This window comes from Thermus thermophilus (genome assembly GCF_019974155.1).
Lineage (GTDB): Bacteria > Deinococcota > Deinococci > Deinococcales > Thermaceae > Thermus > Thermus thermophilus_C.
The window spans coordinates 41,573-67,232 of record NZ_AP025158.1 but is presented as its reverse complement, the minus strand read 5'-3'; the positions used below and the strand labels follow the sequence as shown (position 1 = coordinate 67,232).

The window sequence follows — 25,660 nt, the reverse complement described above, 5'->3', positions numbered from 1 at the left end:
TGGCTTGTCAAGGGGGTATGCATTGAATATCCGAAAGGGGGGTTTCTACAATGTACTGGGTGCAATCTCGTCTCGAGCAAACACAGAAGCTCCTTCGACCTCACCGACCCAAACCCTGCTCAGACGGGGCCACCTCCTCCCCCCTGATGGGAAAGCCCAGAGGGGTCGCCTCCAGGCTGCCATCCTCCTTTCGGCGCAGGAACCCAGTAAAGGGAATGGGAAGGGAAAGGCCTAGGAAGACGTTGGGCCGGTCTAAGAACTGGAAATGCAAGTGGGGCTCGGTGGAATGCCCCGAGTTCCCGCACTCCCCCACCACCTCCCCCGCCCGGACCCACTGGCCGGGCTTGACCCGCACGCTCCCCCGCTTGAGGTGGGCGAGGAGGCTATACTCCCTCTCCCCGTGCCGGATGAGGACGTAGTTGCCGATGATGCTCCAAGCAAAGGGGTCCAAAAAGCCTGGCCAAGGGCAGTCCCGGTGCCGGTTTTGCACCCTTACCACCACCCCGTCTGCGGGGGCTAGGAGGGGTGCGCCAAAGGCGTAGTAGTCCTCGGGCCGCCGCCCGTGGGTGCGGTAGGTTTTGCCCTGGCTGTCCTTGATGACGAAATCGTAGGCGTAGCGCTGGCCCAAAATCCCCCAGGAGTGGGAGGTTTCGGGGTCCGGGCCGCCGTTGGCCACCAGCCAAAACCCCTGGAAGGGGAGGCGGTAGACCCCTTGGGGCCGGTAAGTCCTGGGGGTAGGCAGGTTGCGCCAGAAGCGGAGGCGGTTGAGGGTCTCACCAGTTGCCTGAGCGAGGACGGTGAGCCAAACCACGGGGGAAAGGAGGGTAGGCAACTCGATCAGGAAGGTGTAACCCTCTGTCCTGTCCAACACCAGCAGGGCAAGCCATGCTAAGAGAAAAACCGGAGCCGTCCAAAAGGCAAACCAGGACAAAAAGGGAAGGGCAACCTCTTTAAAAGGCCCCAAAAAGGGGTTGTTGGGAGAGGAAGGAAGCTGCGAAAGAAGATGTGATAGGAGAAGGAAAAGGAGAGCAACCGGGGTGTATAGCTCTATCGCCTTTTTCAGGATTTTTACCACCTTATCCTTCTTGGCCGCAAGCATACCGTTCACCTCCTCTTACAGGTCCGCTCGATCGGGTGCTGTGCGCTTACTTTTTCTGAAGATCGCATAACCCTTCCTCACACATCCTTCCGTTAGGAACAATAATTCGGTTATCCGCGAGCCATTGGTAGAACTTTGGTCCCAAACCCAGGACGTTAAGCAAGCCCAGTAAGGGGAAGAGGGGCCATAGGAGAGGAGTATACTTTGTGATTTCCACAAATGCCCGAAATCCTTTAAACACCACATATTTCTCCTGCTTGGTCACAATGATGTGCATCTCTTTATCAACCTGCTCATACTCCAGTCGGTCGTGTCAAGAGTTATGTGTAAGAGTCTGTGTACGGGGGGCATACCGCTCCTGAAGCATCTTCTCCAGCACCTCCTTCACCTCCGAGAACCCCTTTAGTTTCCGTTCTGCCCACCTCCCTTCCTGCCTCTCCGACTCCAGGTAAAGGAGCTTGTACACCGCCTCTTCCTTAGGAAACTTGTGGTCCCGCACCTTCGTCCCCCGCCGTAGCTCCCGGATAAACCGCTCCATCAGGTTGGTGCTCCGCAGGTACGGCCAAAGCACCTTGGGGTACCCGTAGAACCGCAGGAAGGCCCCCGAATCCTGTACCCAAAGCCCCACCACCCCCGGGTACCGCGAACCCCAGGCGGCCTTCACCTCCTCCAAGGCCCCAAGAGCTTCTTCCCGGCTCTCCGCCCCGTACACCCGCCTCAGGTCCTCCGCCAGCAGGCCCCGGTCCCGCGCCCGCACCTGGGACAGGCTCCACCGCACCCCGTGCACCACGCACCGCTGCCACTCCGCCTGAGGGTAGACCCTGCGGATCGCCTCGGGAAGCCCGGGCAGCCCGTCGGTGATGAAGAGCAATACCCGCCGCAGGCCCCGCTGCCAAAGCTCCCCCAGGACCCCCTCCCATCCCAGGGCGCTCTCCGTGGGCAACAGCCAAAACCCCAGGACCCGCCTCTCCCCATCAGGGGCGATGCCCAGGGCCACATACACGCTTTCCCGTACGATCCCTTCTCCTTCCCTGAAGACCTTTAGGGAAAGCCCGTCCAGGTAGACGAAGGCCATCTCCTCGGGCAAAGGCCGGGTGCGGAAGGCTCCTGCCGCCTCCAGGACCTCGTCCGTCAGGGCGCTCAGGGTCTCGTGGGAGTAGCGGTGGCCTAAGAGCAGGCTCAGTATCTCGGCCGCCTTGCGCTGACTGACCCCGGCGGCGTAAAGGGCTACCGCCACTTCCCCCACGTCCACCAGGCGGCGGACGTAGGGCTTAAGGAAAGCCGGGTAATACCGAGATTCCCGATCCCTAGGGACCTTCAGGTCCACCTGGCCGAAGGTGGTCTCCAGCTTGCGGGGGTAGTAGCCGTTCCTGCGCCCCCCGTGCACCTGCAAGAAGGCTGTCCGGTCCAGCTCCAGAACCGTCTGCAGAACCTCGGCTACTGTCTCCCGCACCGCTTCCCTCAGCAAGATCCGCAAGGTATCCTGGTCCACGGGACACCTCCTCGTTCCAAGGTGTGCCCCCCTATTAAACACGGGCCCTTATAAGAAATCCCCCTGATCCATTCCCTCAGCATCCTCCCGGCCACCAGTGAAAGAGGGTATGGCTCCGAATCAGGCCCGGCTGGGTCTGCAGGTAGGCGCACCGGGCCTCCACCCTCGCCCAAAGCTCCTCCTCCGTCTCCACCCGCCCGTTGGCCACCACCGCGTCCACCAGAGGCCACACCCGCTCCACGGGTTGGAGCTCGGGAGAGTAGGGCGGCAGGAAGACCAAACCCACCCCCTCCGGCACCTCCACCCGCCCCGACACGTGCCACCCCGCCCGGTCCAAGACCAAAAGCAAAAGCTTCCCCTCCCCAGCCCCACGCAACCGGGCAAAGCGCCCCAGGACCTCCGAGAAGGCCACAGCGTTCACCGTGGGCAAAAGCCAAAACTCGCTCTCCCCTGTACCCGGACGCACGAAGCCGTACACGTAAAGCCACCGGTACCGCGGCCGCACCCAGGCCAGGGGCGTCTTCCCCCGGGGCGCCCACACCCGCCGGTACACGGGCTTCAGGCCCAACCTGTGTTCGTCAAAAGCCCAAAGCTCCAGGACAAGCCAGGGGAAGAGGCACTTCAGGAGGACAACGGTGAAGAAGAGTTTTTTTTGAAGGCCTCCCCCTCTTCCACGTCCCTCTCCCGGTGCCGGGGACGGGGGCGGAGGGGGGCGAAGCCCAGGCGCTTCATCCAGGTCCAGGCCCGCCTGGGGTCCACGGGACGGCCCAGCCTCTCCGAGAGCCACAGGGCGGCGTTCCTTATGGTCCATATCCCGTCCTGGGGATGGGGCTGGAGGAGGGCCTGGCGGAAGGCTTCCTGAAGCTCCGGGGAGAGCAAGGGGGGCTGGCCTGGGTTTTGGTGCCGGAGGTCGGCCATGGGCTGGCCTTCGTTGTAGCGGTGGAGGGTGTTGCGGACCCAGCGGGTGGAGTAGCCCAGGATCTGGGCCACCTGGGGGATGGAGTGGCCTGTGGCGAGGAGCCAGATGGCGTGCCAGCGGGCGCGTTCCACGGGGTCCTCGCTTTCCCGGTAGAGGGCGTGCAGGTTGTCCGGGTGATGCCGCAGCTTGAGTTCCAGCCGGGGGCGGCGTTGGTGTTTGGTCAGCCGCATGACCCCATACTAAGAGAAAAACCCAGGGGGAGTTCTTATTCCTTCGTGTGCTACTTGATCTGGACCCCCGGGGTGTGAAAAAAGAGGGGGTGCCATGCGGCAAGATCGTGAGCACCCCCTTTACCCTGAGCTCTCATCACTTTGAGGGCTGGGGCTTGACAAGGGAAGAGAAGAGGGGGGTAAGTAAGGTGTGCCGCCCACCACCCCCCTTTCCCAAGTTATCACCCTCTGGGTCCATAAGGTCTTCGCCTCCCTCAGGAAAACCATCCGCTCCAACCTCGCCCTCTTCCTGTCCACCCTCCTCACTACCCCCCTGGACCCCACCCTCTCCGACCTCGCCCGCAGAACCCCCCTCCCCACCCTGGCCCAAAGCCGCCTCAATCGCCTCTGGCGCTTCCTCCATCACCCCACCCTGCAAGACCCCTGGGCCCTCACCGAAGCCCTCCTCCCCCTCCTCGTCCCTCGTTTCCCCAAAGACCGCCCCCTCCCCCTCATCGTGGACTGGACCTTCACAGAGGACGGTAGGCACCAAGCCCTGGTGGCCGCCCTTCCCCTCAAGGGAAGGGCCCTGGTGGTGGCCTTCGCTCTTCACCCCCTCTCCCCTTTCCCCAGTCAAAACCGGGTGGAGGAGGAGTTCCTCCACCGCCTGGGCCGCGCCGTCCAGGACCTGGGATATACCCCCCTCTTCCTCCTGGACCGCGGCTTTGACCGGGTCTCCCTGATGCGAAAGCTCCAGGGGTGGGGCATGGGCTTCCTCATCCGCCTGCGGCAGAACCGGGAGGTGGAACCCCAAGGGGGGAAGCGCCTTCCCCTGAAGGAGGGCTACCAGCGTGTGGTCCACCCCCTGCGGGAGGAGGTCCGCCTTTTCGGACACGGTGGGGAGGGGGTAGAAGTCACCCTCCTGGTGTACCCAGGGGGTCGGGATCCCTGGTATCTGGCCTATTCGGGCCCTTTTGGGGGGGAGCCGCCCTATGGGTGGCGGATGTGGATTGAAGAGGGGTTTAGGGACCTGAAGGGGCAGGGGTTTGGGCTGGACCGCCATCGGCTGCGGACGGGGGCGAGCCTCAGGGGGTGGTTATGGCTTCTGGCCTTGGGGATGGCGCTCTTGGTCCTTCTGGGGGCGCGCTTGCAGGGCAGGGAATGGCTTCCCCGGCTTCTGGCCCATCCCGAGCGGCAAAGCCTCTTCCGTCTGGGCCGGATCGCCCTGGCCCAGGGGCCCCCGCCTTGGAGGGAAGCAGTGGTGGAGGAGCTGGTCAGGTTGCTTCAGGAACTGGGGGGAGGAAAGTGATGAGAGCTCAGCCCTTTACCATCTTGACGCAGAGACCCTTCTCGTGGCTATCTACGTCTGGGTAGATGACGAACTGAAAGCCCTGCAGGCCCAAGGATTCAAGCTCCCCCCAAAGCAAAAGCACCAGAAGGCCACCCTGGCCGAGCTCTTGACCCTCGCCATCTTCGTCCTGTTGCAAGGCCAGGACCTCGCCAAAGGCTACCTGGCCGCCAAGACCACCCTCAAGGCCTACTTCCCCTCCCTCCCCCACCTCTCCCGCTTCTACCGGGTCCTTCAGAAGGCTCAGGGGTTGTTGGCTCACCTGGCCATAAGGCTCTCCGGAGGGCAAGGTCTTCTGCAGGTGGTGGACCTCAAACCCATCCCCCTGGCCCACGGCCACCGGATTCACGGCTTGGACCTTCCTGAGGCCGCTGTGGGGGTGGGCCCCCTGGGGGCTTTCGCGGGCTACGTTCTCATGCCGGTGATGAACGAGCGCGGCCTCTTTTTTCGTTGGGCTATCCTCCCCGGGAATGCCCGGGAGACCTGGGGGAGGGACCTGCTGGACGGTCTGCCCGCGGTCTTGGGGGACCGGGGCTTTCGCTGGGTCCAGGGGGTCAAGACGCCACCCTATCGGGTCAGGGGAGGAACGGTGGTGGAGACGGGATGGAAAGAGTGGATGGGGAGGGTACGGAACTGGATTGAGACGCGGTTTAGCGTGATGGTGCGGTCTTTGGGGCTTCATCGGATAGAAGCGCGGTCCTACTGGGGGCTGGTGGCCCGGGTGAATCTCATCCTGCTCGTTCACAACCTCATACGTAGCCGGGTGCTTCTCAGGATGGCCGGGGTGGAGCTATGAGGTAGCACACGAAGGTATTACACATAAATCCTTACACGACCCCTGTCCCCCGCTGGCCACCCTATGAGTTTCCGTTTGGACTCGCTCTCCTTCCACGTTGCCAACGCCAAAACCGAGCCCGCCAGAAAGCTTACGCTCAACGCGTTGCTCTTTTTCGAAGGAGAGGGGGTTATCCTGTATGCCCCTAGAGCTGAGTTCGCGGAGCTGCTTGATTAAGGTGAGCCCATTTTTCAGTTGGGAAACGTAGGAGGCAACTCGGTAATCGTCTAGGTAGAGGAAATGCTTAAGGCTGGCCGAAGCGCTTTCTAAGAGACCGGGCGAGCTTTTCATGTTCTGCTTCCATCTGAGAACGCCGGTGCCGCTGTTCTTCCTCTAACTTTTGCACGATGACCTCTAGATCCTCTGGGGTTATGCCTGCTCGTTTGAAGCCTGCTTCCAAGCCCTGAAGGAGGGCGGAAGCGATCTGGCTCATCTCCCGTTGCAAAACTTCCTTGTTGACTATGGCACCCTTTGCCTTCTCCATGACCCCCCTCTTCTTATGCTAGCACTAAGCCAACGTTGTGTTGGCGCCAAGGCAATAGCTCCTGGAGAGGAGATGATCCTTTCAATCACACGCGCCAGAGCCTCCAGCGTGGGTGTCCCTTCGCTTAGAAAGAATACAAATAGCTTATGGCAGTTTTTATGGCAGTTGAAACCGGAAACCCCCGGAGGATGTCGTACTTAAACGCATGTAAGATACGATAAGCAAGGGCTTTTCCGTAGGTACCCGTATAGCCCAGAAGGCGGTTGGTGCGCCTTACAAGCGAGAGGTCGTAGGTTCAAGTCCTACGCCGCCCACCAGGCGGGGCGGGCCTTTTAGGCCCGCCCTTTCCTTCTTTCCCCGCCTCGGGATCCCACCCTTTCTCCCGGCTTGCCCCCATGGAGGGGCCTTATACCCTTTCGCCCTGTTCGCTCGGCCAGGTGGCGGCACCTTGATTTCGCAACACTGGTTGCCCGAAACAAGGCTTGGAAAGCTCCCTTTTGGGCCCCGGGTACTTAGCCCCTTGAGAACCCTTTACCGGGCCCCCATGCTGGCGCAAGCCGGCATGGGGTGGTATCAGGCCTCCGGAAGCCGCCGGACGGCCCAGAGGCCCAGGACGGCCAGGCCCGCGGAGAGGAGGAAGAGGGCCCCGTAGCCCCAAGCCCCCACCACCCACCCTCCGAGGACCGGGGAGAAGGCGAAGAAGCCCAGGAAGCTGTTGGCAAGGCCTAGGGTGGCGGTCCGCTCCTCGGGCGGGGCCAGGTTGAGGAGGTAGGTGTTGCCGGCGATGCCCAAGGCGGCAAGGTAGGCTCCCTGCAGGAAGAAGACCAAGGCGAAGGCCCCGGGGGGAAGGGCGAGGGCGAGAAGGGGCGTGGCGAGCACCAGCACCCCCCCTCCGAGAAAGACGGCCTTTGCCCCCCTCCGGGCCAGGGCGGACCAGAGGGCATTGGAGAGGATGAAGGCCAGGGCGTTAAGGGCAAGGTAGAGGCCGAGCTCCGCCTCCTTCCCCAAGACCCGGACCGCGTAGGCGGCGTAGAAGGGCTCCACCATGCCCGCAAGCCCCAGGAAGAGCCGGGCCGTGAGGTAGGCGCGAAACCCGGGGCGCCTTAGGGGAAGGCGGAGGTCGGTGCGCCCCACCGCCACCCCCTCCTCGGGCTCCTCCACCTGCCCGAAGACGTACCACGCCGCCCCGTAGGCCAGGGTCCCCAGGGCGAAGAGAAGGGCGTAGCCTAGGGGAAAGGGGAGGTCCAGGCCCAGAAGGGCGCGCACGCCGAAGCCGGCCATAAAGGCCAAAACCCCGCCCCCCATGTAGATCGCGGCGAAGAGTCCGGGCCGCTCCTCGCGGGGCACAGCCTTGGCCAGCACCTCCCAGTAGGGCAGGCCAGCCACGGCGGTAAAGAGGGCAAAAAGAAAAAGCCCCACCAGGAACGCGCCGAGAAGCAGGCCCGGCCACGCCCCAAGGAAGAAGGCCCCAAAGACGAGAAGAAGAAGCCCCGCGAAACGGAAGGCCGAGGCCCTGCGGTAGAGGGGAAGCTTCCTTCCGTGGCGCGCCACCCATCCCACCAAAAGGGCCTGGGGGAGGAGGCCTCCCGCCAGGGGAAGGGCGGGGACCAGGCCGATGAGGACGGGGGAGGCCCCGAGGCGGGCGGCGAAGCTCGCCAGGATGATGTTAGGGTTCATCAGCGTGTCCCCGAGCCAGATCAGCCAGCCGTTGAGGAGGATCCGGCCCCGGTTCCCGCGAAGCCCGCCTAAAATGCTTAGGATGATCCTCCTGCCCTCCCTCGGTCCCCTCCACATACTCCACCCACGCTACAACGCCGCCACGGTCCTGGCCATCCTCGAGGCGGCCAACCCCCCCGTGGTCTACCTGGCCTCCCACTCCGAGGCCTCCCTCGCCGAGGGCGCCTGGCGGGAGGAGGACCCCCTCCTCTTCCACCTCCTCCCCTGGGCGGAGGCGCGGGGCGTGCCCGTGGTGCCCGTGGACCGGGAAGCCCACCTGAAGGGGGAGGCGGAGGCCTTCCGGGAGGCCTTGGCCCAGTACCCGGCGGCCCGGCCCCACCTGGAGCGCCTGGCCGCCTTTGACCGGGACCTCTCCGCCCTCCTGCAAAGGCCCCTCACCCCGGAGCGCCTCTACGCCCCCGAGTTCCTGGGCGAGCTCGGCACCCTCTACGAGGGCTTCGTCCGCGCCTTCGGCGAGGGCCCGGCCACGGGCTTCCGGGCCAGGCGGGTGGCGGGGGTGGTGGAGGCGCTGAAGGGCCGGGAGGGGGCCGTGGTGGCGGATCTTTTGGACTTCCTCCTTCTCCTCGAGGCCTTCCCCCAGAAAGGCCCCCCGCCCCACCGGCCCACGGAGGCGGAGCGCGTCCGGGCCCTTTTGGACCGGGCCTGGCTCCTTAAGGAGGAGGACGACTGGGGCGCGCTTGTGGAGCAGCTCTTCGCCATCGGCTCCCCGGAGGCCCTGTACCTTGCGGCCCAGGTCTACCTGGCCTCGGGGCAGTGGGAGGACGCCCTGGCCCTCATGGAGGAGGTCTTCCGCATGGACTTCCAGCACCCGGGCTACCTCCCGGGGTACGTCCTGGCCCGGATGGGGCAGCTTCTGGACCTCGCCGGGGAGCGGGAGCGGGCCTTACGGGCCTACCGGGGGGTCCTGGCCCTCTCCTGGGCCCCGGAGGAGGCGAGGGCCGTGGCCCTGGCGGGGCTGAAGACGCCTTTCCGCCTCTAAGCGAAAGCCGCAGTGGGGGCCCTTCAACCAGGGCATTTGTCCCGGAAGCGGGGGGCTATCCTTAGGGCATGGAGGTCCAGCTCCGCAGGGCCCGCCGCGCCATGTACCTCCGCCTCGCCGCCTGGCACGCGGGGCCCTTGGGCCTCGCCTGGGCGGGGCGGCCGGAGCTCGCCCCCCGCTACCCGGAGGCCTACGCCCGCTGTGGCGGGGCCCCAGGGCTGGCGTGCGCCGGCGTGGGGGGGGAGCCCCGCGTCTGCCTGGTCCGCCGCCTGGAAAGGCTCGCCCGGAGCGCCGAGCGGGGCGGAAGGCGGCGCCGCGCCCAGGAGAAGGCCCTGGTGGAAGAACTTCTCCTCTGCGTGGGCCACCTCCAAAAGGAGCTTCCCCCAGAGTTCCTGCCCGTCCTCGAGGCCACGGAAAAAGCCCTGCGCCAAGACCTGGACTACCTCCGAAGCGTCGCCTCAGCGCCCCTTTCGCCCAAGCAGAAAGGCCAGGACCAGGGACAAGGCCCCTAGGCCGAAGGCGGCGAGGCTTGGGGCCTCCAGGGCGAACCGCTTGGGGCGCAGGGGCCTGAGCACCCCTTCCTGGTAGGCGGCCCTTTGGTCCTCGGGGCGGAGGGCGAGGACGTCCACCACCGGAGGCATGCCCAAGGGGGCCCCCAGGACCCAGGCCCCCCCTTCCGGGGAAACGGGGCGCAGGTACCAGGGGGCGAAGGGGTCAAAGAGCCCCACCGCCCCGTAGTAGCCGTACCCCCCCGGGGGAAGGCCCGTGGACCAGACCACCCACTCCCCCTCCCGCCAGGCCCGCACCGCCTCCCTCTTCCCCTCGGGGCTTCTCCGTTCCACCCCGAAGCCCGTGACCGCGAAGGCCGCCTCCCACCCCTGGCCCGGGGGGGTGCGGAGGCCGGGAAGAAGGGCCTCCTCCCCCCCTGGGGCGAGGTCCAGGTAGACCAGGGCCGTGGCCAGGCTGAAGCCCAAGGGCCCGCCCAAGGGGTTGGGGTAGCGGGCGAGCCGCAGCTTGAGGACGAGCTCCCCCTGCCGAACCTCCCCGGCCAAGGCGGTGAGGTCGGCGTACCCCTCCCCGGCCTCCTGGTAAAGGGCGGCCTGGGGATAGAGGTAGGCGAGGCCGTGGGCGTCCCCGAGGGGGTCTTGAAAGAGGAACAGCACGGGCCCCTTTATACCAGCTTCAGCACCGCCCGCGCCAGCTTCTTGGGGTCGTGCTGGGCAAGCTCCCCCGCCTCGCGGAAGTCCCCCTCCAGCACCCGCACCCCGTCCACCCTGAAGGGACGAGGGTCGTAGGCCACGGGGTGGCGCCCCTCGGCGGCGTAGCGCCGGAGCACCGGCTCGGGGATGGGGGCGGTGTGGACCACCACCACGTCCGGCCTCCGCCCCAGGTGGTGGGCCACGGCCTTGTAGTGGTCGTAGGCGGTGTACCCGTCCGTCTCCCCGGGCTCGGTCATGAGGTTGACCACGTAGACCACAAGGGCCCCCGACCGCCGCACCGCCTCGCGGATGGGCCCGGGGAGGAAGCTGGGGATGACGCTGGTGTAGAGGCTCCCAGGCCCCAGGAGGACGAGGTCCGCCCGGCGGAGGGCCTCGAGGACCTCCCCCATGACCACGCTGGGCTCGGGCTCTAGCCCCACCTCCCGCACCCGGCCCCCGGCCTCCCTCAAGGCCACCTCCCCCACCACCCTCCGCCCGTCCTGGAGGCGGGCGGCGAGGCGCACCGCCTGGGGCGTGGCGGGCAGGACCTGGCCCCGAAGGTTCAGGATGGCGTTGGCCTGGCGCACCGCTTCGGCGAAGTCCCCGCTCGCCTCGTACAGGGTGACGAGGAAGAGGTTGCCGAAGGTGTGGCCGGAAAACTCCCCCCGGCGGAAACGGTAGGCGAGGAGGCGGGGAAGGGCGGGGTGATCGGAGAGGGCGGCCAGGCAGTCCACCAGGTCCCCCACCGCCGGGAGGCCGTAGGCGAGCCTAAGCCGCCCCGTGGACCCCCCGTCGTCCGTGACCGCCACCACGGCGGTGAGGTTGGCCGTCCCCTCCTTGAGGCCGGAAAGGGCCCGGGAAAGCCCCGTCCCCCCCCCGAAGGCCACGACCCTAGGCCCCCGCTCCAGCCGCCTTCGGACGTAGACCCGTTCCGGCACCTCCTCGGGCCGGGTGAAGGCGGAAAGCATGCTCCGGTTCATGGCCCGCACCCCGAGGACCAAAAGCCCCCCACCCAGGGCGGCGACCCCCCAGGCGGCGAGGGGCGGCAGGGTGGGCAAGGGGAGGGCCTGGCCCAGCCCCCAGGCCGCCATCCCCACCCCGAGGCCCGCCAGGGCGGCGTAGCGCTTGACCCGCATCCCGGGGTGGAGCCAGCGCCACGCCGGGTGGGCCCACACGCCCCTACCCTTCCCGCGCCACATCCCGGTGCACCACCTCCACGGCGAACCTGCCGGAAAGCTCCTCCGCCAGGCGCTCCGCCACGGCCACGCTCCGGTGCCTTCCCCCGGTGCAGCCCACGGCCACGGTGTAAAAGGCCCGCCCCTCCGCCCGCGCCCCTTCGGCCGCGAGCCCGGCCACGGCGAGGAGGGCCCGGTAGTAGGGCTCCGCGGCCTCGGAGAAGACGTAGCGCCGAACCTCGGGGTCCAGGCCCGTTCGGGGCCTGAGGGCCGGGTCGTAGTGGGGGTTGGGCAGGGGGCGGACGTCCAGGACCAGGTCCGCCTCCTGGGGGGGGCCCCACTTGAAGCCGAAGGAGACCAGGCGGAGGAGGAACCCTTCCTCCTCGCCCAGAAGGCGAACCAGGGCCTCCTTGAGCCCTCGAGGCGAGAGCTCCGAGGTGTCCACCACCAGTTGGGCCCGCCCCCTGAGGCCCGCCAGGGCCCGCCTCTCCTCGGCAATCTCCCGCATCAGGTTCCCCGCCCCCAAGGGGTGGACCCGGCGGGTGAGGTTGTAGCGGCGGAGGAGGACCTCGGGCCGGGCCTCGAGGTAGATCACGGTGGGCCGCAACGCCTCCAGGACCTCCTCCAGGTCCTGGAAGAAGGCCAGGGCCCGGGCGTCCACCACCACCCCCACCCGGGCGAGGCCCCGGGCCGCCGCCTCCTGGAGGAGGGGGGGCCAGAGCCTGGGGGGGAGGTTGTCCACCATGAAGTAGCCGAGGTCCTCCAGAAAACCCCGGGCCGTGGTCTTGCCCGCCCCGGAGAGGCCCGTGAGGACGAGGAAGCGCATCCCCCTGACTATACCTGGCCGAGCCGGGTCCCCGGGGCCACGCCGTAGCCCCGGGCCCAGTCGGCGGCGGGCATGGCCCGCCTTCCCTCGGGCTGGACCTCCTCCAGGAGGAGGAGGCCCGAGGCCGTGCCCACCGCCACGCCCTCCGGCCCCACCCGGGCCACCACCCCGGGCTCCCCTTCCCCAGACTCGGGGCGGAGCCTCAGGGCCTTGACCCGAAGGCCCCGGTGGAAGAAGTAGCTCCCGGGCCAGGGCTGGACGGCCCGGTGGCGGCGGTAGAGGGCCTCGGCGCTCTCCCCGAAGTCCAGCCGCCCCTCCTCCTTGGAAAGGGGCGGGGCGTAGGAGGCCTCCCCTTCCTGGGGCCTAGGGGTGAGCTCCGGAAGGCGCTCCAAAACCTCAAGAAGGAGCTCCACCCCCTTGTCCCTGAGCCGGTTCCCCAAGGCCACGGCGTCCTCGTCCGGCAGGATGGGCGTCCGCCAGACGGCGTAGAGGGGGCCGGTGTCCAGGCCCTCGTCCAGGCGCATGATGGAGACCCCGGTCTCCTGCTCCCCGGCGAGGAGGGCCCGCTGGACGGGGGCCGCCCCCCGGTACTTGGGGAGGAGGGAAGGGTGGAGGTTGAGGAAGCCGTGTGGGGGGATGTCCAAGGCCTCCTTGGGGATGAGCTTCCCGTAGGCCGCCACCACGGCCACCTCGGGCGCGGCCTGGCGCAAGGCCTCGAGGAAGGCCTCCTCCCTAAGCCGCGCCGGGCGCAAAAGGGGAAGCCCCTCCGCCTCGGCGTAGCGGGCCACGGGGCTCGGGGCGGGCCTCAGACCCCGGCCCTGGGGCTTGTCGGGCTGGGAGACCACCAGGACCACCTGGTGGCGCTTGCGCAGGGCGTCCAGCACGGGGACGGCCCAAAGGGGGGTGCCGAAGAAGGCCACCCTCATCCCTGGGAAAGCTCCTTCAGCAAGGCCCGGGCCTCCTTCTGGAAGCGGACGAGCTCCGCCCGGTTGGCCTCCAGGAAGGCCTCCCGCTTGGGCTTGGGCAGGCGCTCAAAGAAGAGGATCCCGTCCAAATGGTCTATCTCGTGCTGGAAGACCCGGGCCATGTACCCCTCGAGCGCCAACACGCGCCTACGGCCCTCCTCGTCCTGGTACTCCACCCGGATGCGCTCCGCCCGGGGCACCTCCTCGGAGTAGAGGCCGGGCAGGGAGAGGCACCCCTCCGTCCCCTCCACCAGCCCCTCCCGGTAGGTGATCACCGGGTTCGCCACCACGTAGACCCGGCGCACGAGCTCCCTCAGGGGCCTCTCCTCCTCCCCCTCAGGCTCGTCGGCGTACTCCACCGCCACGAAGAGGCGCTGGGAGAGGCCGATCTGGGGGGCGGCAAGCCCCACCCCCTTGGCCTCAAACATCGTCTCCAGCATGTCCTCCGCCAGGCGCTTAATCCCCGAGAAGTCCTCCACGGGCCGGGCCTTGCGGCGGAGGACGGGGTCTCCGTAAAGCCGGATGGGGTAGACCATCCTTGCTATTCTAGCGCAACCCGCACCCGAACCGGTCCCAGGGTCTGGACCCCCGGGGGGAGGTCCGGGGCCAGCGCCACCTCCGCCTCCCCCGGGCCCAGGTCCTCTTGGAGGGTGGCGGTCACCCCCGTAAGGCCCTCCAGGGCCTCCCGCGGGCCCACGAGGCGCACCGTCTTGGGGGCGTAGTCCAGGAGGCGGCGCCCCGGGGGGGGCTTCAGGGAGAGGGGCACCTCCTTGAGGAAAAGGGCCTCCCGGCGCTCCACCACCCGGACCCGGTTGGGCCGGAGCTCCACGCCCTCCAAGGGGCCCTCCGGGCCGAAGGGGAAGAGGGCCACCTCGTCCCCCAGGTCCAGGCCCACGGCGCTCACGGCGGCCTCCACCCGGCTTTCCGGCCCCACCGCCTCCACGAAGGCGGGGTCGGTGAGGACCCAGGCCCCCTGGGCCAGGACCTCCACGGGGATCTGGCGCTGGGCCTCCACCTCCACCACCACCCCCACCCGGGCGGGCACCGCCTCGAGGACCTCCACCCCTTGAGGGGTCGCCACCCGCACCTCCCGCACCACCTCCCCCTCGGCCCCGGAGAGGTCCAGGTAGGCGGAGACGGGAAGGGCCCGCCCCTCCAACAAGGGCGCAGGCCCCCTAAGCCGCAGGAGGACCTCCCGGGGAAGGCCCAGGGCGCGCCGCCCCTCCCCAAGCCCCACCACCTGGAGGGGGACCCTGAGGCTCCGCTCCACCACGGGGGCCCGCTCCTGGAGGCTGTACCAGAGGGCGAAGGCCACGAGGAGGGCCAGCAGGAAGGCGGGCCAGTCACGCATCCCGCACCACCTCCTTGAGGCGCGCCCGCAGGGCCTCGAGGGAGAGGGGCGGGGAGAGCCTCCCCCCCTCGGCCACCCGGATGGCCCCCGTTTCCTCGCTCACCACGATGACCAGGGCGTCGGACACCTCGGAGAGGCCCAAGGCCGCCCGGTGCCGGGTGCCGAGGCCCATGCCCACCTCGGAGAGGGGGAAGACGCACCCCGCGGCGAACAGCCTCCCCTCCCGCACGATGGCCCCCCCGTCGTGCAGGGGAGTGCCGGGGTAGAAGAGGGTCTCCAGAAGCCGGGCGGAGAGCCGGGCGTTCAGCACCTCGCCGCTTGCCGCATACTCCCCCAAGGGGGTGCGCCGCTCCAGGGCGAGGAGGGCCCCGTGGCGCCGCTCGGCCAGGCGGCGAAGCCCGAGGAGGAGTTCTTCCAGCTCCAAGGCCACCGGGGGGGGCCTAAGCGCCCCCTGGCCCCGGCCAAGCCGCTCCAGAAGCCCGCGAAGCTCCGGCTGGAAGACCACGATGAGGGCGAACGCGCCCAAGGTGGCGGCGTTTCCCAGGATCCAGCTTAGGGTGGAGAGGCCGAGGAGGCTCGCCAGAAACCAGGTGGCGAGGTAGACCAAAACGCCGCGGACGAGGTTCAGGGCCCGGGTACCGGCGAGGATGCGGTAGAGGGAGTAGAGGAGGACGCCCACAAGGAAGATGTCCAAGAGGTCGCGCCAGGTGAGGGGCATGGCTCAGACAAGGCTCGTTCCGGGGCCGTCCCAGGCCAGGCGGAAGAGGCGGGCCCAGGTGGCCCCGAGGTCGGCGAAGGTCTCCCGGGTGCCCAAGTCCCCCTCCACCCCCGGCCCCACCCAGAGGAGCATCCCGTACTCCCGGGTGTGGTCGGTGCCGAAGAAGGTGGGGTCGTTGCCGTGGTCCGAGACCAGGAAGAGGTGGTCCTCGGGTCCCAAGGCGGCAAGAAGCCTCGGGAGGAAGGCGTCCAGCTCCACGAGGGCCCTCCCGTACCCTTCGGGGTCGCGGCGGTGGCCGTACTTGGAGTCAAAGTCCACCAGGTTGGTGAAGAGGAGGCCGGAAAAGGGCTCTCCCATGAGGGCCAAGGTCTTCTCCAGACCGTCCCGGTTGTCCTCCGTCTTGACCTTGCGGGTGAAGCCGCGCCCCGCATAGATGTCGGGGATCTTCCCCACCCCCACCACCTCGAGGCCCCCCTCCCGCAAAACGTCCAGGACGTTCCTCGGGGGCTCCAGGGCGAAGTCCTTCCGGAGGTGCTCCAGCCGGTAAAACCTCCCCGGCTCCCCGGCGAAGGGCCGGGCGATCACCCGGGCCACCTGGAGCTCGCCCACGAGCCTCTCCCGGGCCACCTGGCAAAAGCGGTAGAGCTCCTCCACGGGAACCACGTCCACGTGGGCCGCCACCTGGAAGACAGAGTCGGCGGAGGTGTAGACGATGGGGTAGCCCGTCTTAAGGTGGGCCTCCCCGTAGTCGCGGATGGCCTCCGTCCCCGAGTAGGGGCGGTTCAAAAGCCACCCTCCCACCCCGATGGCCTCGGCCCACTCCCGGAGAAAGTCCTCGGGAAACCCCTGGGGAAAGGTGCGGAAAGGCTTTTCCAGGTGGATCCCCACGAACTCCCAGTGCCCCGTGGTGGTGTCCTTGCCGGGGTTCACCTCCCGCATGCGGCCGAACCCGCCCCGGGGCCGCTCGGCGCGGGGCAGGGTGTGGACCCCGGGGACCCGGCCGAGGCCGAGGCCGGCCAGGTGGGGGAGGGCGATCCCGGTCTTCAGGACCGTGTGGTCCAAGGTGTCCGCCCCCTCGTCGCCGAAGAGGGGGGCGTCGGGCAGGTAGCCCAGGCCCACGGAGTCCAAAACGATGGCCACCGCCTTCAAGACCTGAGGCCCCCCTCCTCCTCCTCGGCCATGGCCATGAGCTCCTCCGGGGACATCTCGGAGAGGGCCCGCACCGCCTGGAACTCCTCCACGAGCCCCTGGATCTCCTCCATGGCCTCCTTGAGGGTGAGTTCCCCGTCCCTATACTCGTCCAAAACCTCCTCTATGGCCTCCAACACCCCCACCGCGGCGCTCGCCTGGAAGAGGGCCTGGGCCAGCTCGGAGAGCCTTTCCGCCAGGTCCATGCCCCCATGCTACCCCAAAAGCTCGGCGAGCCGGGAAAGGGCCCGGCCGTACTTCTTGGCGAAGGCCCCGTGGCGGTAGCTTTCGGGGAAGAGGTCCTTCAGGGGGGCCCCGGAGGCCTTGAGGTCCAGGCCCAGGTTGTAGAGCTGGTCCACGAAGTGGACGAAGCGCAGGGCGTCGTTCTGGTCGTGGAGGGGTTCTAGGCCGCGGAGGTAGACGGCCTCCAGGCCGTCAAAGAGGTAGCGGTAGCGGATGGGGTGGAGCCGCCTCAGGTGGGCGATGAGCTCGGGAAAATCGTCCAGGCTCTTGGGCCTGGGGTCCTCCCGGTAAAGGGCGAGGAGCCTTTCCTCGGGGAGGGGGTCGGGCAGGCGGTCCGGGTCCCGGTGGCGGAAGTCCTCCCCCTCAATCCGCTCCACGGCGAAGCGGCGGGCGAGGCTTTGGATCTGGTGGCGGAACTGCTCGGCGTTGAACCGCCCCTCCCCCAGGGCCCCGGGCGGGGTGTTGGAGGTGGTGGCGACCCTCAGGCCCCGGTCCATGGTGAGGGCGAGGAAGTGGGTGACCATCTGGGCGTTCCCCGGGTCGTCCAGCTCAAACTCGTCCAGGAAGAGGTAGCGGAGCCCGGAAAACCGCCTCGCCCCCTCCCTAAGGCCCAAAAGCCCCAGGGTGTAGGTGAGCTCCTCAAAGGTGAGGAAGGCCTTGGGGGGAGGGGCCTCGAGGTAGGCGGCCACCAGGAGGTGGGTCTTCCCCACCCCGAACCCCCCGTCCAGGTAGATCCCCTGGGGCCCGGGAAGCCGGGGGCGGAGGAACCCCCGGGGGCGGTCGTGCACCCAGCGGCGGAGCCGCTCCTTGGCCAGGGCCTGGGAGGGGTAGCGGGGGTCGGGCCGGTAGGTCTGAAAGGTGGCCCCGAGGAAGCGGGGCGGGGGCACGAAGCCCTGGAGGAGCCGGTCCAGGTCCACCTCAGGGGTGCGCTCCACGAGCCGCATGGCCCTAAGGCTAAGGGGCCGCACCCGGGTCCCGCAACCCAAGGAGGGGCCGTAGGGGACCGCACGACACGGGGTGCCCGAAACAGGGCTTGGAAAAGGGCTCCCGCCGCGGCGAAAGCCGCCTAGGGCTACCCCGAGGCGGGGCGGAGGCCCAGGCGCTCCAGGACCATGCGGGTGGCGGGGCTTTTGTTCAGGGTGTAGAAGTGGACGCCCTCCACCCCGGCCTCTAGGAGCTCCGCCACCTGGCGGACGGCGTGCTCCACCCCGATCTCCAGGACGGCCTCGGGATCGTCCTGGTGGCGCTCCAGCTTGGCGAGGAGGGGCCCGGGGATGCTCGCCCCGCAGACCTCGGTGAAGCGGCGGAGCTGGCGGTAGCTGGTGACGGGCATGATGCCGGGGAGGATGGGGATCCCGATGCCCGCCCGCCTCGCCCGCTCCAGGAAGCCGAAGTAGTGGGCGTTGTTGAAGAAGAGCTGGGTGATGGCGAAGTCCAGCCCCGCCTCCACCTTGGCCTTGAAGTGGCGGAGGTCGGCCTCGAGGCTCCCGCTTTCCGGGTGCCCCTCGGGGTAGGCCGCCCCGCCCACGGAGACCCGGTCCCCGTACCGCTCCCGGATGAGGGCCACAAGCTCCGCCGCGTAGCGGAAGCCCTCCGGGTGGGGGCGGAAGACCCTTTCCCCCCTTGGGGGGTCGCCCCGGAGGGCGAGGAGGTTTTCCACGCCGCTTTCCACGAAGCGGTGGAGGACCTCGGCCACCTCCTTTTGGCTCTGGCCCGCCACGGTGAGGTGGGCGAGGGGATTGAGGCCGAGGCTCCGGATCCTCTGGGCCCAGACCACGCTCCGCTCCCGGGTGCTCCCCATGGCCCCGTAGGTGATGGAGACGAAGGCGGGGCGGAAGGCCTTGAGCTCCTCCAGGGTGCGGAAGAGGGCCTCCTCCCCCTCCGGGTCCTTCGGGGGGAAGAACTCAAAGGAGAAGAGCGGGCCCCGCCGCGCCTTGAGGAGGTCCCGTATTTTCATGCGAACGAGTGTAGCCCCCCTTCTCCCCGGGGTCAAGGCGGCCGGGGTACCATGAGGGCATGGTCCAGGTGCCCGAGATCCCCAAGGTGGAAACCGTGGAACTCCCCGCCAAGGAGACGGCCCTCATCGTGGTGGACATGCAGAACGACTTCGCTCACCCCAAGGGGGCCCTCTTCGTCCCCGACGCCCCCAAAAGCGTCCCCGCCATCAAGCTTCTCCTGGAGAAGGCGCGGAAGGCCGGGGCCAAGGTGGTCTACACCCAGGACTGGCACCGGGAGGACGACCCCGAGTTCCAGATCTGGCCCCGGCACGCCGTGGCCGGGACCTGGGGCGCGGAGATCCTGGAGGAGCTTAAGCCCGAGCCTGAGGACCTCGTCATCCAGAAGGTCCGCTACGACGCCTTCTACGGCACCCCCTTGGACCACTACCTCCACCTCTTCGGGGTCAAGCACGTGGTGGACACGGGGACGGTGGCCAACATCTGCGTCCTGCACACGGCGGGGTCCGCGGCCTTGCGCTGGTACAACGTGGTCCTTCCCGAGGACGCCACCAGCGCCCTCACCCCCTTTGACCTCGAGGCCACCTTGCGCCAGGTGACCTTCCTCTACCAGGGCAAGGTCACCCGGGCCGAGGGGGTGCGGTTTGTTTGAGGCGGGAGGGTAGGGTGCCCGGGAAAGGGGTGCTCCCCCTCGCCCTGGCGGAAGGGGAGGGGGAGGTCGCCCTTCTGCGGCGGGCCCAGGGCCTGGGCCTCCCCGTGGCCCCCACCTGGGTGGTGCGCCTGGAGGAGGAGTTCTACCGCCTGAACAACCTGAAGGAGCGCCTGGAGGACCTTTTCCTCGGGGTCTTCGGGGTGCGCATAGACGAAGAACGGCTGCTTTGGGCCGCGGAGGAGGCCCGGCGGGCGGTGCGGGAAAGCTACCTCCTCCCCGAGCGGGCCGAGGCCTTCCTGGAAGCCCTCAAAGGGCGCGGGCCCTTCCTCCTCCGCTACGCGGGGGAGGCCGAGGGGGAAAGGGCCTCCACCCCCCAGGAGGCCCTCTTCGCCCTGAAGCGGCTTTGGACCCGGCGCTTTGCGGTGGAGGCCGTCCTGGAGCGCTACCCCGCCCTCCTGCCCCCCTTCACCCCCGTCCTGGTCCAGGAGGTGGCGGGGGAGGTGGCGGAGGACCCCTTCCTCTCCCTGGACCTCTCCCGGGCCCTGGGACGGGGGGTGGTGGCCTACGCCTGGGGGGGGAAGCTCGTGCGGGTAGAATCCCCCCATGGTGGATAGCCACGTCCACACCCCCCTCTGCGGCCACGCGGAGGGCCACCCCGAGGCCTACCTGGAGGAGGCGCGGGCCAAGGGGCTTAAAGGCGTGGTCTTCACCGACCACAGCCCCATGCCCCCCTGGTACGACCCGGGAAGCCGGATGCGCCTCGAGGCCCTCCCCTTTTACCTCCTCGCCCTGGAAAGGGTGCGGGAACGGGCCCAGGACCTCTACGTGGGCATCGGCCTCGAGGCGGACTTCCATCCCGGCACCGAGGGCTTTGTGGCCGAGCTCTTACGCCGCTACCCCTTTGACTACGTCATCGGGAGCGTCCACTACCTGGGGGCCTGGCCCCTGGACCACCCGGACCACCAGGAGGAGTACGCCTGGCGCGACCTCAAGGAGGTCTTCCGGGCCTACTTTCAGGAGGTGGAGAAGGCGGCCCGAAGCGGCCTCTTCCACGCCATCGGCCACCTGGACCTCCCCAAGAAGTTCGGCCACCGCCTTCCCGAGGAGGCCCTTTTGGAGCTCGCCGAGCCCGCCCTAAGGGCCGTCGCCGAGGCGGGGCTCTTCCTGGACGTGAACACCGCCGGGCTGAGGAGGCCGGCGAAGGAGGTCTACCCCGCCCCCGCCCTCCTCCGGAGGGCCCGGGAGCTCGGCATCGGGCTCGTCCTCGGCTCCGACGCCCACCGCCCGGAGGAGGTGGGCTTCGCCTTCCCCGAGGTCCAAGCCCTCCTCGCTGGGCTCGGTTTTCGGGAAGCCTACTACTTCGTGGAAGGAAGCCCCGTGGCCTACCCCTTGTCCAGGGCCTCGTAGACCCGCTCCCGCTCCCGGCCCAGGTCCAGGTCCTCCCGGCTTCCCCCCACCGCCTCGTAGGCCCGCACCGCCTCCACGAGGCGCAGGAAGGCCTCGGCGCAGGGGTCGGGGGCCGGGGCCTCGTACTCCATGAAGGTCACCCGCTCGTACTCGGGACCGTACTCCTCCACCTCCGCCTCCACGCAGCGGCGGTAGGCGGAAAGGGCCTCGTCCACGGCGATCCGGGCCTCTTCCAGGCGCATGCCCTCACCTCCCCCTAACATTTTAACGCTCAGGTTTATTGCGCGCCGCAAACCGGATCCGGTGGGCGGGGACCGGCCCCTCCTGGAAGCGCTCCTCCTTCCAGGGGTCCCCCCGCCAGTGGTAGCCCAGCCGCTCCCAGAAGCCGAGCTCCAGGTGGTCCAAAAGCACGATGCGGCGCACCCACTTGGCGCTCTTCCAGGCGTAGAGGTGGGGCACGACGAGGCGGACGGGGCCTCCCCTTTCCGGGGGGAGGGGCTTGCCGAAGAGGGTGTGGGCGAGGAGCACGTCCTCCCTAAGGAGGTCCTCCAGGAGGAGGTTGGTGGTGTAGCCCCCGTAGCTTTCCACCAAGGCGGCCACGGCCTCGGGCCTGGGGCGGGCCTCTTCCAGGAGGTCCCGCGTCCGCACCCCCTTCCAGGCCACGTCCAGGCGGCTCCAGCGGGTGACGCAGTGGAAGTCCCGGGTGAGCTCCACCTGGGGCCGGGCGAGGAGGTCCTCGTAGGTGAGGACGAGGGGCGTTTCCACGAGTCCCGCGACCTCGAGGCGCCACGCCTCCTTGGCGACCTTCGGGGTCTCCCCGTAGGTGAGGATGGGGAAGCGTTCCGTGACGAACTGGCCTGGGGGCACGCGAGGGTCCATACCCTCAAGGTAGCCCCAAACCCCGAGGGGGAAAGGGAGCCCGTCCCACCTTTTCTCCCCGCCCGGCTGGCCCGGGGAGGCCGTCTTGGGGGATCACCGGCTCCGGTAGAGGAGGACCTGCACCTTTTCCAAGGTGACGAGCCCCTCCCGCACCATCCCGTCCAGCACGGGGAGAAAGGCCCGGATCTTCTCCTCCGTATCCACGATCTCCACCACCACGGGGAGGTCCTCGGAAAGCTGGAGGATCTTGGCGGTGTGGATGCGGGAGTGGGCCCCAAAGCCCATGAAGCCCTTGAGGACCGTGGCCCCGGAAAGGCCGCGGCGCCGGGCCTCGAGGACGATGGCCTCGTAAAGGGGCCTCCCCTCGTGCCGGTCCGACTCCCCCAGGAAGACGCGGAGGAGCAGGGCCTCGCCCTCCAAGCGCATACGCCTAGCCTACCAGGGCCCCGCCCAGGCGGTAGCCCAAGAAGGCGAGGAAGAGGCCGAGGAAAAGGCTCCCCAGGGCGTAGAGGAAGGCCTTCCCCACCTCGCCGCCCTGGAGGAGGGCGAGGGTCTCGTAGCTCAAGGAGGAGAAGGTGGTAAACCCCCCCAGAACCCCCACGGCAAGGAAGAGCCGGGCCTCGCCGGAGAGGGCCCCTTCCAGGGAGAGGCGGAGGGTAAGGCCGATGAGAAAGCTCCCGAGGGCGTTGACGAAAAACGTGCTCCAGGGAAACCCCGTCCCCAGGCTTCCCTGGACCAAGGCCCCGAGGCCGTAGCGCAAAAGCGAACCCAACGCCCCGCCCAGGGCCACCAAGAGGTACCGCTCCACCCCCAAAGTATATTGGGGCCATGAAGCCCAAGACCCTCTCCCCCATTCTCACCGCCAGGGGGGTACGGCTCGCCATCGCCGTGGGCCGCTTCAACGAGCGGGTGACCAAGCTCCTCCTGGAAGGGGCCCTCGAGGCCTACGCCCGGCTTGGGGGGGACCCCGCCGAGGTCCTGGTGGCCTGGGTCCCCGGCTCCTTTGAGCTTCCCCTGGTGGCCAAGCGCCTGGCCCAAAGGCCCGACGTGGACGCGGTGGTGGCCCTGGGGGCGGTGATCCGGGGCGAGACCCCCCACTTTGAGTACGTGGCGGGCCAGGCGGCGAGCGGCCTCATGCAGGCCATGCTCCAGACGGAGAAGCCCATCGTCTTCGGCGTCCTCACCACCAACACCCCCGAGGAGGCCCAGGAGCGCGCCGGAGGCAAGGCGGGCAACAAAGGGGCCGAGGCGGTCTTCACCGCCATTGAGATGGTGCGGCTTCTGGAGGCTATTTCCCGGTGAAGAGGGCGCGGGCGTAGCGGAGGTGGAGGTAGAGGAAGCACCCCAGGCAGAAGCCGAAGGCCAGGTTGACGAAGGCGAGGAGGGCCACGAGGAGGGCGAGGGCGTAGCCCAAAGGCTTCAGGCCGAGGAGGAGGGCCAAGGAGGCCAGCCCCAGGAAGACCGCCCCCAAAAAGCGGGCGAAGCGGTGGGGCCTCGGGTCCTCGTCCACCACCGCCGGGGGAACCCGGAGGAGGCGCTTCAGGGCCACCATCAGGTCCAGGGGGGTGTGCTGGCTCGCCATGAGGAGGAAGAGGAGGTAGACGAGCCAGGGCAGGTCCAGAAGCGCCGCCAGGGGCAGAAGGAGGACGAGGAGGGCTTGGTTGAAGCGGAGCTGGTTCCGGTCCGTCCGCATGCCCCCAATATACGCCTTAGCCTGTGCGTATCAGGGGTAAAAGGCACAATCCCCGGGCCCCCACCGCGGCGAAGGCCGCTTGGGGCGCTTAGAGGAGGCGGACGGGCATCCCTTCCTTAAGCCCCAAGGCCTCCCGGGCGTTCCCCCGGTTCACCGCCACCTCCAGAAGCCCCGCACTCCCCAGGTAGGCCACCAAGGCCCCTTCCGGCACCTCCCCAAAGGTGCGGCGCACGGGCACCCGCCTTCCCCCCACCTCCACGAAGCCGCCCACCGGCGCCCGGAGGAGGGTGGTGATGGCGTTGCCGAAGCGGTCAAAGGTGAGGACCTCCCCCTCCGGCCCCTCCGTGAGGGCGAGGGGGAGGCGGGCCAGGGTCTCCACCGGCACCTCCGGCCCAAGCCCCTCCGGGGGAAGGCCCAGGGCCAGGTGGGCGGCCGCGGGGGCGAAGACGTCCCGGCCGTGGAAGGTGGCCTCCCCGGGGGCCCAGCCCGGAAGGGCGGCCTTGGGCTGGGGCCTGGGCGGCTCCAGGAGGAAGGCCCGCCGGGGAGGGTCCAGAAGCCAGACCAAGGTGAAGAGGCCGTTGTCCGGCCCCACGTAGGTCCACCGCCCCAGGACGGCCACCGCCCGGCGCGCCGTCCCCACCCCCGGGTCCACCACGGCCAGGACCACCGCCCCCTCAGGGAGGTAGGGCAGGGCCTCAAAGAGGGCGTAGGCCGCCCGCCTCAGGTCCTGGGGGGGGAGGGCGTGGGCCAGATCCACCACGGCCGCCCCCGGGGCCCGCTCCGCCAACACCGCCTTCACCACGGCCACGTAAGGGTCCTCGAGGCCGAAATCCGAGAGGAAGTAGACGGGGCGCACTAAAACCTCCTCAGCCAGGCCGAGGGGAAAAGCCCCAAGACCACCCCGGCCACGACCCAGCCTAGGGCGAGGCCGAGAAGCCCCCCCGTGCGCTCCTTCAGCCGAAGGAGAAGCCAGCCCAAGAGGAAGAGGAAGAGGGCGGGCCCGGGCCAGGCCACGGCGAAGAAGAGGGCGGCCAGAGGCAGGGCGAGGTCCCGGTACCGCTCCCGGAAGACCCAGGGCGCCAGACCCCGGAAAAAGGGTTCCGCCAGGGCGAGCCCCAGGAAGGTGAGGAGGCTCGGGGGCAGGCCCCCAAGCCCGAGGAAGCCCCGCACCTGGCCGTAGGCCCAAAGGAGCCCCAGGAGGAGCGGCCCCACCCAGAACCCCTCCACCCAGGCCTCCTTGGGCCCGAGAAGCCCGGGAAACCGCCTCCGCTGCCAGAGGTAGAGGCCGAGGAAGAGGTAGAGGCCGTAGGCCAGGTGGAAGAGGGGCAGGACCACCCCCTGCTGGTGGGGGGTGAAGAGGGCGAGGGCGTTGCCGTAAAGCCCAAGCCCCGTCGCCACGGAGACCAGGAGGGCCACCCCGAGCCCCCCCAGGGCGAAGAGGTAGAGGCGCCCCGGGCCGGGCAGGGGGTCCTCCACCACCTCCACGGTGCGCAGGGGCTCAATGCGGCTTTCCCCGTAGACAAGAAGCCCGAGGAAGGCCACCGCGCAGAGGAGCCAGGGCCAGAGGCGGGCAAGCCCCAGGCCAGGGAGGTTCTCCACCTGGGCAAGCTCCCCCAGGGCGGAAACCCCCCCCTGCCCGTCCAGCCGCCCGAAGCGGGCGAGGGCCAAGGCGGCGAGGGCCTCCCGGTAGAGGGGGCTTTCCGGGGAAAGCCGGGAGCGGACCTCCTCCAGGAGGGAGGCCGCCTCGGCAAGCCGGCCCCCGGCCAGGAGAAGCCGCCCCTTGAGGACCACCTCCTCCGGGGTGTCCCCCAGGTAGGCCACCCCCTCCAGGGGCCGGCCCAGCTCCAGGTGAAGCCGCCCCAAAAGGAGCCGCACCTCCCGGTCCAGGGGAAGGCCCCGGGCCAGGGCCAACGCCTCCTCGAGGCGCCCTGCGCGCTCCAAGGCGCGGGCGCGGAGAAGCCTCCCCTCCGTCCCCTCGAGGCCCAGGGCCAAAACCTCCCGGTACCGCCCCTCGGCGAGGAGGGCCCGGGCCCGGAGGTAGGGGGCCTCCGGGTCCTCGCCCAGGCGGTCCAGGTAGGCCTGGGCCTGGGCCACCTCCCCCTTGTCCAGGTGGATGCGCACGAGGAGCCGGAGGACCTCCCGGTCCTGGGGGGCGACCACGAGGCCCAGCTCGCAGGTGGCCTGGGCCGCCTCCAGCGCCCCCTGGGCGTAGAGGCGGGCGCACCGGGCCGCGTAGTCCCCCCCTTGGCCCCAGGCGAGGCCCAAGGCCACCGCCAGCGCCCAGACGCCGCGCATGCCCCGAGTCTA

34 protein-coding genes are annotated in these 25,660 nt (G+C 68.9%); 8 read left to right on the top strand and 26 right to left on the bottom strand.

Going from position 1 to position 25,660, the window contains the following annotated elements; all coding sequences use genetic code 11:
* Positions 1 to 100: 100 nt before the first annotated feature.
* The 5 genes from TthTMY_RS00375 to TthTMY_RS00355 all read right to left on the bottom strand — a co-directional run bounded on the left by TthTMY_RS00375 (position 101) and on the right by TthTMY_RS00355 (position 3,740).
* Entirely contained in the window at positions 101 to 811 is a 711-nt protein-coding gene (locus tag TthTMY_RS00375) for a M23 family metallopeptidase (protein WP_223903307.1), read from the bottom strand.
* 334 nt (positions 812 to 1,145) lie between these two features.
* A complete protein-coding gene (locus tag TthTMY_RS11920) occupies positions 1,146 to 1,376 on the bottom strand; it encodes a hypothetical protein (RefSeq protein WP_096411443.1) in 231 nt (76 codons plus the stop codon).
* A 36-nt stretch (positions 1,377 to 1,412) separates the two neighbouring features.
* Positions 1,413 to 2,633, bottom strand: a complete 1,221-nt coding sequence (locus tag TthTMY_RS00365) for an IS256-like element ISTth4 family transposase (RefSeq protein ID WP_096411441.1) — start codon at positions 2,631 to 2,633, stop codon at positions 1,413 to 1,415.
* 34 nt (positions 2,634 to 2,667) lie between these two features.
* The gene (locus tag TthTMY_RS00360; RefSeq protein WP_229365143.1) at positions 2,668 to 3,144 is read right to left on the bottom strand and encodes an IS630 family transposase; all 477 of its coding nucleotides are present in this window, start codon (positions 3,142 to 3,144) and stop codon (positions 2,668 to 2,670) included.
* Between the two features lie 68 nt (positions 3,145 to 3,212).
* Positions 3,213 to 3,740, bottom strand: a complete 528-nt coding sequence (locus TthTMY_RS00355) for a winged helix-turn-helix domain-containing protein (protein WP_223903306.1) — start codon at positions 3,738 to 3,740, stop codon at positions 3,213 to 3,215.
* Positions 3,741 to 3,930: 190 nt separating this feature from the next.
* Between TthTMY_RS00355 and TthTMY_RS00350 the strand changes: the two genes are divergently transcribed.
* Together TthTMY_RS00350 and TthTMY_RS00345 are read left to right on the top strand one after the other, a co-directional pair.
* Positions 3,931 to 5,028 (top strand): IS4 family transposase, encoded by a 1,098-nt coding sequence (locus TthTMY_RS00350; protein ID WP_096410490.1) that lies wholly within the window; start codon positions 3,931 to 3,933, stop codon positions 5,026 to 5,028.
* 43 nt (positions 5,029 to 5,071) lie between these two features.
* Positions 5,072 to 5,863, top strand: a complete 792-nt coding sequence (locus TthTMY_RS00345; RefSeq protein WP_096411437.1) for a transposase — start codon at positions 5,072 to 5,074, stop codon at positions 5,861 to 5,863.
* On the opposite strand, the gene TthTMY_RS11915 is transcribed toward TthTMY_RS00345, so the two are convergent.
* The 3 genes from TthTMY_RS11915 to TthTMY_RS00335 all read right to left on the bottom strand — a co-directional run bounded on the left by TthTMY_RS11915 (position 5,858) and on the right by TthTMY_RS00335 (position 8,063).
* A complete protein-coding gene (locus TthTMY_RS11915; RefSeq protein ID WP_418952559.1) occupies positions 5,858 to 6,193 on the bottom strand; it encodes a DUF6414 family protein in 336 nt (111 codons plus the stop codon). The genes TthTMY_RS00345 and TthTMY_RS11915 overlap by 6 nt on opposite strands.
* Entirely contained in the window at positions 6,147 to 6,386 is a 240-nt protein-coding gene (locus TthTMY_RS00340) for a hypothetical protein (RefSeq protein ID WP_096411436.1), read from the bottom strand. Before TthTMY_RS00340 ends, TthTMY_RS11915 begins: the two co-directional genes overlap by 47 nt.
* Before the next feature lie 573 nt (positions 6,387 to 6,959).
* Entirely contained in the window at positions 6,960 to 8,063 is a 1,104-nt protein-coding gene (locus TthTMY_RS00335; RefSeq protein ID WP_172844696.1) for an MFS transporter, read from the bottom strand.
* A 73-nt stretch (positions 8,064 to 8,136) separates the two neighbouring features.
* Here TthTMY_RS00335 and TthTMY_RS00330 point away from each other — a divergent pair, with 73 nt between their 5' ends.
* Together TthTMY_RS00330 and TthTMY_RS00325 are read left to right on the top strand one after the other, a co-directional pair.
* Positions 8,137 to 9,102, top strand: coding sequence for a tetratricopeptide repeat protein (locus TthTMY_RS00330; protein ID WP_223903305.1), 966 nt, complete (start codon positions 8,137 to 8,139; stop codon positions 9,100 to 9,102).
* Between the two features lie 68 nt (positions 9,103 to 9,170).
* On the top strand, positions 9,171 to 9,614 hold the full coding sequence (locus tag TthTMY_RS00325) for a hypothetical protein (protein ID WP_096411432.1): 444 nt from the start codon (positions 9,171 to 9,173) through the stop codon (positions 9,612 to 9,614).
* On the opposite strand, the gene TthTMY_RS00320 is transcribed toward TthTMY_RS00325, so the two are convergent.
* The 11 genes from TthTMY_RS00320 to metF form a co-directional block, all read right to left on the bottom strand.
* Positions 9,561 to 10,265, bottom strand: coding sequence for a glucodextranase DOMON-like domain-containing protein (locus TthTMY_RS00320; protein ID WP_223903304.1), 705 nt, complete (start codon positions 10,263 to 10,265; stop codon positions 9,561 to 9,563). The two genes, TthTMY_RS00325 and TthTMY_RS00320, sit on opposite strands and share 54 nt — an antisense overlap.
* An 8-nt stretch (positions 10,266 to 10,273) precedes the next feature.
* Positions 10,274 to 11,500, bottom strand: coding sequence for a gluconeogenesis factor YvcK family protein (locus TthTMY_RS00315; protein WP_096411431.1), 1,227 nt, complete (start codon positions 11,498 to 11,500; stop codon positions 10,274 to 10,276).
* Entirely contained in the window at positions 11,481 to 12,302 is an 822-nt protein-coding gene (gene rapZ / locus TthTMY_RS00310) for an RNase adapter RapZ (protein WP_223903303.1), read from the bottom strand. The genes TthTMY_RS00315 and rapZ overlap by 20 nt, the downstream gene beginning before the upstream one ends.
* Before the next feature lie 8 nt (positions 12,303 to 12,310).
* Positions 12,311 to 13,228 carry a methionyl-tRNA formyltransferase gene (gene fmt / locus TthTMY_RS00305; RefSeq protein ID WP_096411429.1) on the bottom strand — a complete coding sequence of 306 codons (918 nt, stop codon included), beginning with the start codon at positions 13,226 to 13,228 and terminating at the stop codon, positions 12,311 to 12,313.
* A complete protein-coding gene (gene def / locus TthTMY_RS00300; protein ID WP_096411427.1) occupies positions 13,225 to 13,803 on the bottom strand; it encodes a peptide deformylase in 579 nt (192 codons plus the stop codon). The genes fmt and def overlap by 4 nt, the downstream gene beginning before the upstream one ends.
* 5 nt (positions 13,804 to 13,808) lie before the next feature.
* Positions 13,809 to 14,618, bottom strand: coding sequence for a YbbR-like domain-containing protein (locus TthTMY_RS00295; RefSeq protein WP_096411426.1), 810 nt, complete (start codon positions 14,616 to 14,618; stop codon positions 13,809 to 13,811).
* Positions 14,611 to 15,336, bottom strand: a complete 726-nt coding sequence (gene cdaA, locus TthTMY_RS00290) for a diadenylate cyclase CdaA (protein WP_096411424.1) — start codon at positions 15,334 to 15,336, stop codon at positions 14,611 to 14,613. The genes TthTMY_RS00295 and cdaA overlap by 8 nt, the downstream gene beginning before the upstream one ends.
* 3 nt (positions 15,337 to 15,339) lie before the next feature.
* Positions 15,340 to 16,485, bottom strand: a complete 1,146-nt coding sequence (locus TthTMY_RS00285; RefSeq protein WP_096411422.1) for a phosphopentomutase — start codon at positions 16,483 to 16,485, stop codon at positions 15,340 to 15,342.
* Complete coding sequence (locus tag TthTMY_RS00280; RefSeq protein WP_096411420.1) at positions 16,482 to 16,730, bottom strand: hypothetical protein; 249 nt, start codon at positions 16,728 to 16,730, stop codon at positions 16,482 to 16,484. The genes TthTMY_RS00285 and TthTMY_RS00280 overlap by 4 nt, the downstream gene beginning before the upstream one ends.
* A 9-nt stretch (positions 16,731 to 16,739) precedes the next feature.
* Entirely contained in the window at positions 16,740 to 17,711 is a 972-nt protein-coding gene (gene zapE / locus TthTMY_RS00275; RefSeq protein ID WP_096411418.1) for an AFG1/ZapE family ATPase, read from the bottom strand.
* Between the two features lie 128 nt (positions 17,712 to 17,839).
* Entirely contained in the window at positions 17,840 to 18,724 is an 885-nt protein-coding gene (metF, locus tag TthTMY_RS00270) for a methylenetetrahydrofolate reductase [NAD(P)H] (RefSeq protein WP_096411416.1), read from the bottom strand.
* Positions 18,725 to 18,783: 59 nt separating this feature from the next.
* On the opposite strand from metF, the gene TthTMY_RS00265 reads away from it, so the two are divergent.
* From TthTMY_RS00265 to TthTMY_RS00255, 3 genes are read left to right on the top strand one after another with little or no spacing between them, the layout of a single operon-like run.
* Positions 18,784 to 19,374, top strand: coding sequence for a nicotinamidase (locus TthTMY_RS00265; protein WP_096411414.1), 591 nt, complete (start codon positions 18,784 to 18,786; stop codon positions 19,372 to 19,374).
* A gap of 14 nt (positions 19,375 to 19,388) precedes the next feature.
* The gene (locus TthTMY_RS00260; protein WP_096411412.1) at positions 19,389 to 19,988 is read left to right on the top strand and encodes a hypothetical protein; all 600 of its coding nucleotides are present in this window, start codon (positions 19,389 to 19,391) and stop codon (positions 19,986 to 19,988) included.
* Positions 19,978 to 20,781: a histidinol-phosphatase HisJ family protein gene (locus tag TthTMY_RS00255; protein ID WP_096411410.1), complete on the top strand. Its 804-nt coding sequence runs from the start codon at positions 19,978 to 19,980 to the stop codon at positions 20,779 to 20,781. The genes TthTMY_RS00260 and TthTMY_RS00255 overlap by 11 nt, the downstream gene beginning before the upstream one ends.
* On the opposite strand, the gene TthTMY_RS00250 is transcribed toward TthTMY_RS00255, so the two are convergent.
* From TthTMY_RS00250 to crcB, 4 genes are all read right to left on the bottom strand, one after another.
* The gene (locus TthTMY_RS00250) at positions 20,757 to 21,023 is read right to left on the bottom strand and encodes a hypothetical protein (protein WP_096411409.1); all 267 of its coding nucleotides are present in this window, start codon (positions 21,021 to 21,023) and stop codon (positions 20,757 to 20,759) included. The two genes, TthTMY_RS00255 and TthTMY_RS00250, sit on opposite strands and share 25 nt — an antisense overlap.
* 22 nt (positions 21,024 to 21,045) lie before the next feature.
* Positions 21,046 to 21,660: a sulfite oxidase-like oxidoreductase gene (locus tag TthTMY_RS00245; RefSeq protein WP_096411407.1), complete on the bottom strand. Its 615-nt coding sequence runs from the start codon at positions 21,658 to 21,660 to the stop codon at positions 21,046 to 21,048.
* A 93-nt stretch (positions 21,661 to 21,753) separates the two neighbouring features.
* Complete coding sequence (locus TthTMY_RS00240) at positions 21,754 to 22,086, bottom strand: DUF190 domain-containing protein (protein ID WP_096411405.1); 333 nt, start codon at positions 22,084 to 22,086, stop codon at positions 21,754 to 21,756.
* A gap of 4 nt (positions 22,087 to 22,090) precedes the next feature.
* Entirely contained in the window at positions 22,091 to 22,468 is a 378-nt protein-coding gene (crcB, locus tag TthTMY_RS00235; RefSeq protein WP_096413055.1) for a fluoride efflux transporter CrcB, read from the bottom strand.
* A 20-nt stretch (positions 22,469 to 22,488) separates the two neighbouring features.
* Here crcB and ribH point away from each other — a divergent pair, with 20 nt between their 5' ends.
* The gene (gene ribH / locus TthTMY_RS00230) at positions 22,489 to 22,962 is read left to right on the top strand and encodes a 6,7-dimethyl-8-ribityllumazine synthase (protein ID WP_096411403.1); all 474 of its coding nucleotides are present in this window, start codon (positions 22,489 to 22,491) and stop codon (positions 22,960 to 22,962) included.
* Here ribH and TthTMY_RS00225 read toward each other — a convergent pair.
* From TthTMY_RS00225 to TthTMY_RS00215, 3 genes are all read right to left on the bottom strand, one after another.
* Positions 22,949 to 23,353, bottom strand: a complete 405-nt coding sequence (locus TthTMY_RS00225) for a DUF4395 family protein (protein ID WP_096411402.1) — start codon at positions 23,351 to 23,353, stop codon at positions 22,949 to 22,951. The genes ribH and TthTMY_RS00225 overlap by 14 nt on opposite strands.
* Before the next feature lie 88 nt (positions 23,354 to 23,441).
* Positions 23,442 to 24,209, bottom strand: a complete 768-nt coding sequence (locus TthTMY_RS00220; protein ID WP_096411400.1) for an SAM hydrolase/SAM-dependent halogenase family protein — start codon at positions 24,207 to 24,209, stop codon at positions 23,442 to 23,444.
* The gene (locus TthTMY_RS00215; protein WP_096411398.1) at positions 24,209 to 25,648 is read right to left on the bottom strand and encodes a tetratricopeptide repeat protein; all 1,440 of its coding nucleotides are present in this window, start codon (positions 25,646 to 25,648) and stop codon (positions 24,209 to 24,211) included. Before TthTMY_RS00215 ends, TthTMY_RS00220 begins: the two co-directional genes overlap by 1 nt.
* Positions 25,649 to 25,660 lie beyond the last annotated feature (12 nt).